This is a genomic window from Deinococcus pimensis DSM 21231, assembly GCF_000519345.1.
Classification (GTDB): Bacteria; Deinococcota; Deinococci; order Deinococcales; family Deinococcaceae; genus Deinococcus_A; species Deinococcus_A pimensis.
Map to the genome: position 1 here is coordinate 14,554 of NZ_KI912635.1, position 884 is coordinate 15,437.

The following is an 884-nucleotide window of genomic DNA, read 5'->3' on the forward strand; positions in this document are numbered from 1 at the left end:
GCGGGCCCTGCTGCCGGGCCCGGCGGTCCTGCTCGCCGACGAGCCGACCGGCAGTCTGGACCGCGCCAACGCCCGCGCGGTCGCGGACCTCATGTTCGACCTCGCGCACACCTCGGGAACGGGCGTGCTGCTCGTCACGCACGACGAGGAACTCGCCGAGCGCGCCGACCGCACGGTGCACATCGTGGACGGACGGGTGGCGCAGGCGTCCACGCCAACCTGACCCGCCCACTGCAAGAGGAAGGAGGCGCCCCTCGGGGCGCCTCCTCCGTACGTCGTGGTTTAGAAGGAGAACTTCAGGCCGGCGCGGACGCCGATGCCGAAGCCGCCCGAGGCGCTCGCCGCGAGCCCGGTGCCGCTGCCGTTGTTGCTGAAGTAGTAGCGGGGGTTGGCCTCGGCGAACAGGCCGATGCTGTCCGTGAAGCGGTAGTCCACGCCGACGATGCCGTTGGCGTAGTAGTCGAGGTAGTCGCCGCTGGTCGTGAACGCGGGGTTGTTGCTGGAGTACGTGACGCCCGCGCCGAGCCCGAGGTAGGGCGCCAGCGTGCCCTCGCCGAGGTTGTACGTGAGGTTCACGTCACCGCCGAAGGCCGCGGTGGAGGGCTGGTACTCGAAGTTCACGCGCCCGCCGAGACCGCCGAGCAGACGGGTCGTGCCGAGCGTGGCGGTGTAGCGCAGGGCGCTGGTGGAGAAGGTGTTGCCGAAGGCGTAGTTCGCGCTGATGCCGAGGTAGGTGCGGGGGCCCGTACCGGTGTCGACGGGGGTGGCGCCGCTGCCCGTCACGACGACGGTGCTGCCCTGGCCGGGGACCACGCTGGTGCCGGTCGTGCCGGTCGCGGGGGCGGTGGTGTTCGTCTGGGCGCGGGCTTCGAGCGCGGCGATGC

2 pseudogenes are annotated in these 884 nt (G+C 71.8%); one reads left to right on the plus strand and one right to left on the minus strand.

Going from position 1 to position 884, the window contains the following annotated elements:
- A pseudogene (locus tag DEIPI_RS29285) lies at window positions 1-223 on the plus strand (ABC transporter ATP-binding protein); the annotation flags it as partial.
- Window positions 224-282: 59 nt separating this feature from the next.
- On the opposite strand, the pseudogene DEIPI_RS29290 reads toward DEIPI_RS29285, so the two are convergent.
- A pseudogene (locus DEIPI_RS29290) lies at window positions 283-884 on the minus strand (S-layer homology domain-containing protein); the annotation flags it as partial.